3 protein-coding genes are annotated in these 7,031 nt (G+C 63.8%); all 3 read right to left on the minus strand.

Annotated elements, in window-relative coordinates:
- Positions 1 to 119 precede the first annotated feature (119 nt).
- Positions 120 to 2,639, minus strand: a complete 2,520-nt coding sequence (gene uvrA, locus H096_RS23200) for an excinuclease ABC subunit UvrA (protein ID WP_033901693.1) — start codon at positions 2,637 to 2,639, stop codon at positions 120 to 122.
- Positions 2,636 to 4,348, minus strand: a complete 1,713-nt coding sequence (locus H096_RS23205) for an ATP-binding protein (protein ID WP_033901694.1) — start codon at positions 4,346 to 4,348, stop codon at positions 2,636 to 2,638. Before H096_RS23205 ends, uvrA begins: the two co-directional genes overlap by 4 nt.
- 109 nt (positions 4,349 to 4,457) lie before the next feature.
- Positions 4,458 to 7,031: error-prone DNA polymerase (locus H096_RS23210; RefSeq protein ID WP_033901695.1), on the minus strand; the 2,574-nt coding region annotated here is incomplete at its 5' end.

Here is a 7,031-nt window from a genome sequence, read left to right on the forward strand (position 1 = left end):
TACTTTCGCGCTTTTCGAAAGTGACCCGCCGTAAGGGCGGAACCAATATCAGCCATCACCGCAGCAACGGATATGTACACCAACACAAATACCCACCCATATTTGATCGAAACTGCCAGTTAAACCAGCTCTCGAGCCAGAAACGGCGCAGTCCGGCTCACCTTGCTTTTCGCAACTTTCTGCGGCGTACCACTGACAACCACCTTCCCCCCCAGATCCCCCGCCCCCGGCCCGATATCAATCACCCAATCACTCTGCGCCACCACACGCATCTCATGCTCCACCACAACCACCGTATGCCCCGCGCCCACCAGATGATTCAACTGGCTGAGCAAGCGGTCCACATCCCGTGGATGCAGCCCGGTAGTCGGTTCATCCAACACATACAGGGTCGCGCCCCGCGCATTGCGTTGCAGCTCGGTCGCCAGCTTGATGCGCTGCGCTTCGCCGCCCGACAGCTCAGTGGCCGGTTGGCCCAGGCGCAGGTAACCCAGGCCGATATCCCGCAGCACCTGCAACGAGCGCAGTACGCTCGGTTGCTCGGCAAACACGTCCACCGCCTGCTCCACCGTCAGCCCCAATACTTGGGCGATGGTCAAGCCTTGCCATTTCACCGCCAGGGTCTCGGGGTTGTAGCGCGCCCCATGGCAAGTCGGGCACGGTGCGTACACGCTGGGCATGAACAGCAACTCGACACTGACAAAACCTTCCCCTTCGCAGTTCGGGCAACGGCCCTTGGCGACGTTGAACGAGAATTGCCCGGCATCGTAGTGACGCTTCTTCGCCGCCGGTGTGGCCGCGAACAGCTTGCGCACGTTGTCGAACAGGCCGGTGTAGGTCGCCAGGTTGGAGCGCGGGGTGCGGCCGATGGGTTTCTGGTCCACCTGCACCAGACGGCGGATCTGCTCCAGCCCGGCGCTGATGTGCCCGCCGCTGGTTTGCGGCGCGTCGTCTTCCAGGCTCGGTTCTTCGTCGTTTTCCACCACGCGACCAAGACCGGCGCCCACCAGCTCCAGCAGCGCCTGGCTGACCAGGCTGGACTTGCCCGACCCGGAAATCCCGGTGACCGCCGTGAAGCAGCCCAACGGGAAATCGACGTTCAGGTCCTTGAGATTATTGCGCGTCACCCCTTGCAGTTTCAGCCAGCCGGTCGGCTCGCGGCGCGCTTGCTCCGATACACGCTTGTCAGCAAACAAATACTCACGGGTCTGCGACGCCTGCACCTGCGCCAATCCTGCCGGCGGGCCGCTGTACAACACCTGCCCGCCATGCTCGCCGGCGGCCGGGCCGACATCGATCAGCCAATCGGCGCGGCGCATGGTTTCCAGGTCGTGTTCCACCACAAACAACGAATTGCCCGCGGCTTTCAAACGTTCCAGGGCGGTGAATAACGCCTCGCCATCCGCCGGATGCAGGCCCGCCGAGGGTTCATCCAGCACATAGATCACGCCGAACAACTGCGAACCCAACTGGGTCGCCAAACGCAACCGTTGCAACTCCCCTGATGACAGGGTTGGTGTGCTGCGTTCCAAAGACAAATAACCCAGGCCCAACTCGGTCAACGTGCTGACCCGCTCCAGCAAATCCTGGGCAATCCGCTGGGCAGCCAGGCGTTTTTCCACCGACAGTTTCATCTTGTCTTGCCCCGCCGCCACTGGCCGCAGCAACTCGGCCAATTGCGCCAACGACAACTGCGACAACTCACCGATGTCCACCCCGGCAAACTTCACCGACAGTGCCGCCTTGGTCAGGCGTTTGCCCTCGCACAGCGGGCAGGCGCTGCCCTGCATGAACTGCGACACGCGCTTCTTCATCAGCGCGCTCTGGGTGTGGGCGAAGGTGTGCAGGATGTAGCGCCGGGCGCCCATGAAGGTGCCTTGGTAGCTCGGCTCCAGTTTGCGCTTGAGCGCGTCGCGGGTCTGTTCCGGCGTGAAGCCGGCGTAGACCGGTGCGGTGGGGGTTTCTTCGGTGAACAGGATCCAGTCGCGCTGCTTTTTCGGCAGGTCGCGCCAGGGGATATCCACGTCGTAGCCCAACGTCACCAGGATGTCGCGCTGGTTCTGGCCTTGCCACGCCAATGGCCACGACGCCACCGCACGCTGGCGGATGGTCAGCGCAGGGTCCGGCACCATCAGCGCTTCGGTCACCTCGTACACGCGGCCCAGGCCATGGCATTGCGGGCACGCGCCCTGGGGCAGGTTGGGCGAGAAGTCTTCGGCGTACAGCATCGGTTGCCCCGGCGGATAGCTGCCGGCGCGGGAGTACAGCATGCGGATCAGGCTCGACAACGTGGTCACGCTGCCCACCGACGAGCGCGCACTCGGCGTGCCGCGCTGCTGTTGCAGGGCCACGGCGGGCGGCAGGCCTTCGATGCTGTCCACGTCCGGCACGCCGACCTGGTCGATCAGCCGCCGCGCATACGGCGCCACCGACTCGAAATAACGCCGTTGCGCCTCGGCATACACCGTGGAAAACGCCAGGGACGACTTGCCGGAGCCCGATACGCCGGTAAACACCACCAGGGCATCCCGAGGAATATCCACGTCGACGTTACGCAGGTTGTGTTCGCGGGCGCCGCGCACGCGGACGAAACCGCTTGGCTGGGCAGTGATCGCAGGGATGTTGCGCTGTGAAGTCATGGACAACCTTGTCGGGCGGTGAGCACGCTGCGCACCCGTTGCGTCAGGGCTTCGGGGCTGTAGGGTTTGCTCAGCAGATGAATGTCGGCGCTCAGCAGATGATTGCTGGAGAGAATGTCGCGGGTATGGCCGGAGGTGAACAGCACCGCCACCGGCGGGTCCTGTACACGGGCCCAGTCGGCCAGGTCGGTGCTTTTGACGCGGCCGGGCATGACCACATCGGTAAAGATCAGCTCCGGCTGCAAACCGGCTTGCAGCTTGAGCATGGCCTGGTCACCGTCATCGGCCGTGAGCACGGTGTAGCCGGACTGTTCGAGCAACTCGACGACGGTCAGGCGCACGCCTTCGTTGTCCTCGACCACCAGGATGGTTTCCTGGCCGCCACTCTGGGGGATCTGGTCGATATGCACATCGAGGCTTTCCGGCTCCAGGCTATGGGGGAAATACATCTGCACCACCGAGCCCTTGCCCTCCTCGCTCCACATTTCCACATGCCCGCCACTCTGGCGCACAAAGCCGAACACCATGCTCAGGCCCAGGCCGGTGCCATGGCCTTCGCGCTTGGTGGTGAAAAAGGGTTCGAACGCCCGTTTCAGCGTGGACTCGGACATGCCCACTCCGGTGTCGATGACCGCCAGGCGCACATATTCGCCGGGCTTGATGCTTTTACCCGCGCAGTCGTCGGGGTTGAGGATGATGTTCTCGCCAGTGATACGGATCACGCCCTCGCCCTGCATGGCGTCCCGGGCGTTGATCGCCAGGTTGAGCAGCGCATTTTCCAGCTGGTTGCGGTCGACGTTGATAAACCAGGAGTCCTGGGGCAATTGCACATCAATGTGGATGGTTTCCCCCAGCGCCCGTTGCAGCAGTTCGCCAAGCCCCGCGTAGATGCGTTGCGGGTTGTACACCGCCGGCGACAACGGTTGGCGACGCGCAAACGCGAGCAATTGCGACGACAGCTTGGCCCCACGCTCCACCGCGGCAATGGCCGCGGCGACACGGCGCTGCACCTGGGCGTTGTCCGGTTCGTGGCGGGCCAGCAAATGCAGGTTGCCGGCGATCACTTGCAGCAGGTTATTGAAGTCGTGGGCCACGCCGCCGGTCAGGCCGCCGATGGCTTCGAGTTTCTGCGACTGGCGCAGCTGGTCCTCGGCAGCGGAGCGCGCCTGCACTTCAGCGGCGACCCGTTGCTCCAGGTTATGCGTGAGTTCCTGGCGCACCTGTTCGGACTTCACCAGTTCGGTGGTCTCCACCACAATCGCCAACACCCCGGCGGGTTGTTGGTTGTCGCCGGCGACCGGGCTGTAATACAGGTCCAGCCACACGGTTTCCGGCTGACCATTGCGCAGCAGCACCAGGTCCTTGTTGTTGAACGACAGGGTGCCACCCGCCAGGCAAGTGTCCATCACATGACGATTGAACTCGGCCACTTCCGGCCAACCCAGTTCTACCGGCGTGCCCAGCAGGTACGGGTGACGGCCACCGGCAAAGGCCGAGTAGCTGTCGTTGTAGATCATGTACCCCCATTGGCCCCACAGCATCACCATCGGCACGGGTGACGCCAGCATCATCTGCACCGTGCAGGTCAGGCTGGTGGACCATTGGTCGATAGGGCCCAGGTCGGTGGTCGCCCAATCGAACGCGCGGATCCGCTGGGCCATTTCACCGGCCCAACCTTCACAGCCGTGGGGGTTGGATAAAAATTGCATCGGTTGGCTCTGTGCGCAAAGAGAACATCGGCAAGTTTTGGAGCGCTGTAAACCTGGATGGTTTCAACTCATCTACTGTAGGCGTTAATTACAGCAGAAAGCACTGGCCTCAGTGAAAATCCCGGCTGCGCACCGTGATGCCTTCCAGTAACGGCGTCAGGTCGGTGAGACGCCCGGCGATCAGGTGCCGCACTTCGCCCACCGCTTCCCAGCGGCCGTCCACTTTCAACAACCGCGAGCCGACCAATGCCTGGCGTTGACGCTCAGCCAGGTCACGCCAGACCACCACATTGAGGTTGCCGAATTCATCTTCCAGGGTGACAAAGGTCACCCCGCTCGCCGTGCCCGGACGCTGACGACCGGTGACCAGCCCCGCGACGCTGACATTGCGCCCATGCTCCACCGCCATCAGCTCCTGGGAACTGCGGCAGCGCCGCTTGCGCAGTTCCGCCCGCAACAACGCCATTGGATGCGGGCCCAGGGTGGTGCCGACTGTGGCGTAGTCGGCGTGCAGGTCCTCGCCCACGGTGGGCGTCGGTAACTCCACCACAGCTTCGTCCGGGCTTGGCAGGCCGGCAAACAGCCCGAGTTGCTTGTGTACGCCGGCCACTTCCCAACGCGCCGTGTGCCGGTTGCCAGCCAGGGCGCGCAAGGCGCCGGCATCCGCCAGCAGTGCCTGGGCGCGTGCATCCAGCCCGGCACGCGCGTCCAGGTCGGCAATATCGCTGAACACCTGATATTGGCGCGCCGCTTCGATGCGCCGCGCATCCTCCTCACGAAACCCTGCGATCATGCGCAAGCCCATGCGAATCGCCGGCTGTGCGCCGTCGATCGGCTCCAGGCTGCAATCCCAGTCGCTGGCCTGCACGTCCACCGGGCGGATCTGCAAACGATGGCGCCGCGCGTCCTGCAGGATCTGGTCCGGGCTGTAGAAACCCATGGGCCAGCTGTTGATCAACGCACAGGCAAACGCTGCCGGCTCATGGCACTTGAGCCAGCAACTGGCGTAGGTCAACAAGGCGAAACTGGCCGCGTGGGACTCGGGGAAGCCATAGCTGCCAAAGCCCTTGATCTGCTCGAAGATCTGCGCGGCAAAGGCCTCGGTGTAACCGTTTTTCAGCATGCCCGTGCGCAGGCGCGCCTGGTGCGGCTCCAGGCCACCGTGGCGTTTCCAGGCCGCCATGGAGCGGCGTAACTGGTCGGCCTCACCGGGACTGTAGTCGGCGGCGACCATGGCGATCTGCATCACCTGTTCCTGGAACAGCGGAATGCCCAGGGTACGCTTCAACACCACTTCCAGTTCCGGCGAAGGGTAAGTGGTTGCCTCCTCCTTGTTCCGCCGCCGCAAATACGGGTGCACCATGCCGCCCTGGATCGGCCCCGGCCGTACGATGGCGACCTCGATCACCAGGTCATAGAACGTCTGCGGCTTGAGCCTGGGCAGCATCGACATCTGCGCCCGCGACTCGATCTGGAACACGCCGATGGTGTCGGCCTTGCTGATCATCGCGTAAGTGGCCGGATCTTCCTTGGGCACCGACGCCAGGCTCATGTCACGGTTGCGATGGCGGCGCAGCAGATCGAAGCAGCGGCGGATCGCACTGAGCATGCCCAAGGCGAGGATATCCACCTTGAGCAAGCCGACGGCGTCGAGGTCGTCCTTGTCCCACTGGATGATGGTGCGCTCGGCCATGGCGGCATTTTCCACCGGTACCAGGGTGTCCAGCGGGTATTCGGAAATCACGAAGCCACCGGGGTGCTGGGACAGGTGCCGGGGGAAGCCGATCAATTGCTGGGTGAGCGTGAGCACGCGGCGCAGGATCGGGCTGTCGGGGTCGAAGCCACCTTCGCGCAGGCGATCCAAAGGAGGCGCCTCGTCACTCCAGCGCCCGCAGCAGTCGGCCAGGGCGTTGATCTGATCCGGCGGCAACCCCAGGGCCTTGGCCACATCGCGCACCGCGCCGGACGCGTGGTAACTGCTGACCACCGCCGTCAGCGCCGCGCGGGTGCGGCCGTAACGCTGGAACACGTATTGCAGCACTTCTTCGCGGCGTTCGTGCTCGAAGTCCACGTCGATATCCGGCGGCTCATTGCGCTCCCTGGAAAGAAAACGCTCGAACAACATACTGGTCAGGCTCGGGTCAATCTCGGTGATACCCAAGGCAAAACACACCGCCGAGTTGGCCGCCGAGCCGCGCCCCTGGCACAGGATCGAGCGGCTACGGGCAAACTGCACAATGTCGTGCACCGTGAGGAAGTAGCTTTCGTAACCCAACTCGCTGATCAACTCCAGCTCGCTGTCGATCTGCTGCAAGGTCTTGGCGTCGACACCCTGCGGCCAACGTTTGGCGATGCCTTCTTCGGTCACGGCGCGCAGCCAGGATTTGGCATTGTGGCCGGCAGGCACCAGTTCGCGCGGATAGTGATAGCGCAATTGGCTGAGGTCGAAGGTGCAGCGGCGGGCGATGACCTGGGTTTCGTCGAGCAACGACGTGGGGTACATAGCGTTTAACGCTTCCAGGCTGCGCAGGTGCCGCTCGCCATTGGGGTGCAGCCGCGTACCGGCTTCGGCCACCGGTACATGATGGCGGATGGCGGTCATGGTGTCTTGCAGGGCGCGGCGGCCGCGCGCATGCATGTGCACATCGCCGCAAGCCACTGCCGGGATGTGCAGGCTGGGGGG

Origin of the sequence: Pseudomonas sp. FH1, from assembly GCF_000510895.2 — a bacterium.
GTDB classification, from domain to species: Bacteria; Pseudomonadota; Gammaproteobacteria; order Pseudomonadales; family Pseudomonadaceae; genus Aquipseudomonas; species Aquipseudomonas azotoformans_A.

What these genes read in the sequence shown, in the direction of transcription:
- H096_RS23205 (WP_033901694.1), bottom strand. Translation starts at nt 4,348, where the DNA reads ATGCAATTTTTATCCAACCCCCACGGCTGTGAAGGTTGGGCCGGTGAA.
- uvrA (WP_033901693.1), bottom strand. Translation starts at nt 2,639, where the DNA reads ATGACTTCACAGCGCAACATCCCTGCGATCACTGCCCAGCCAAGCGGT.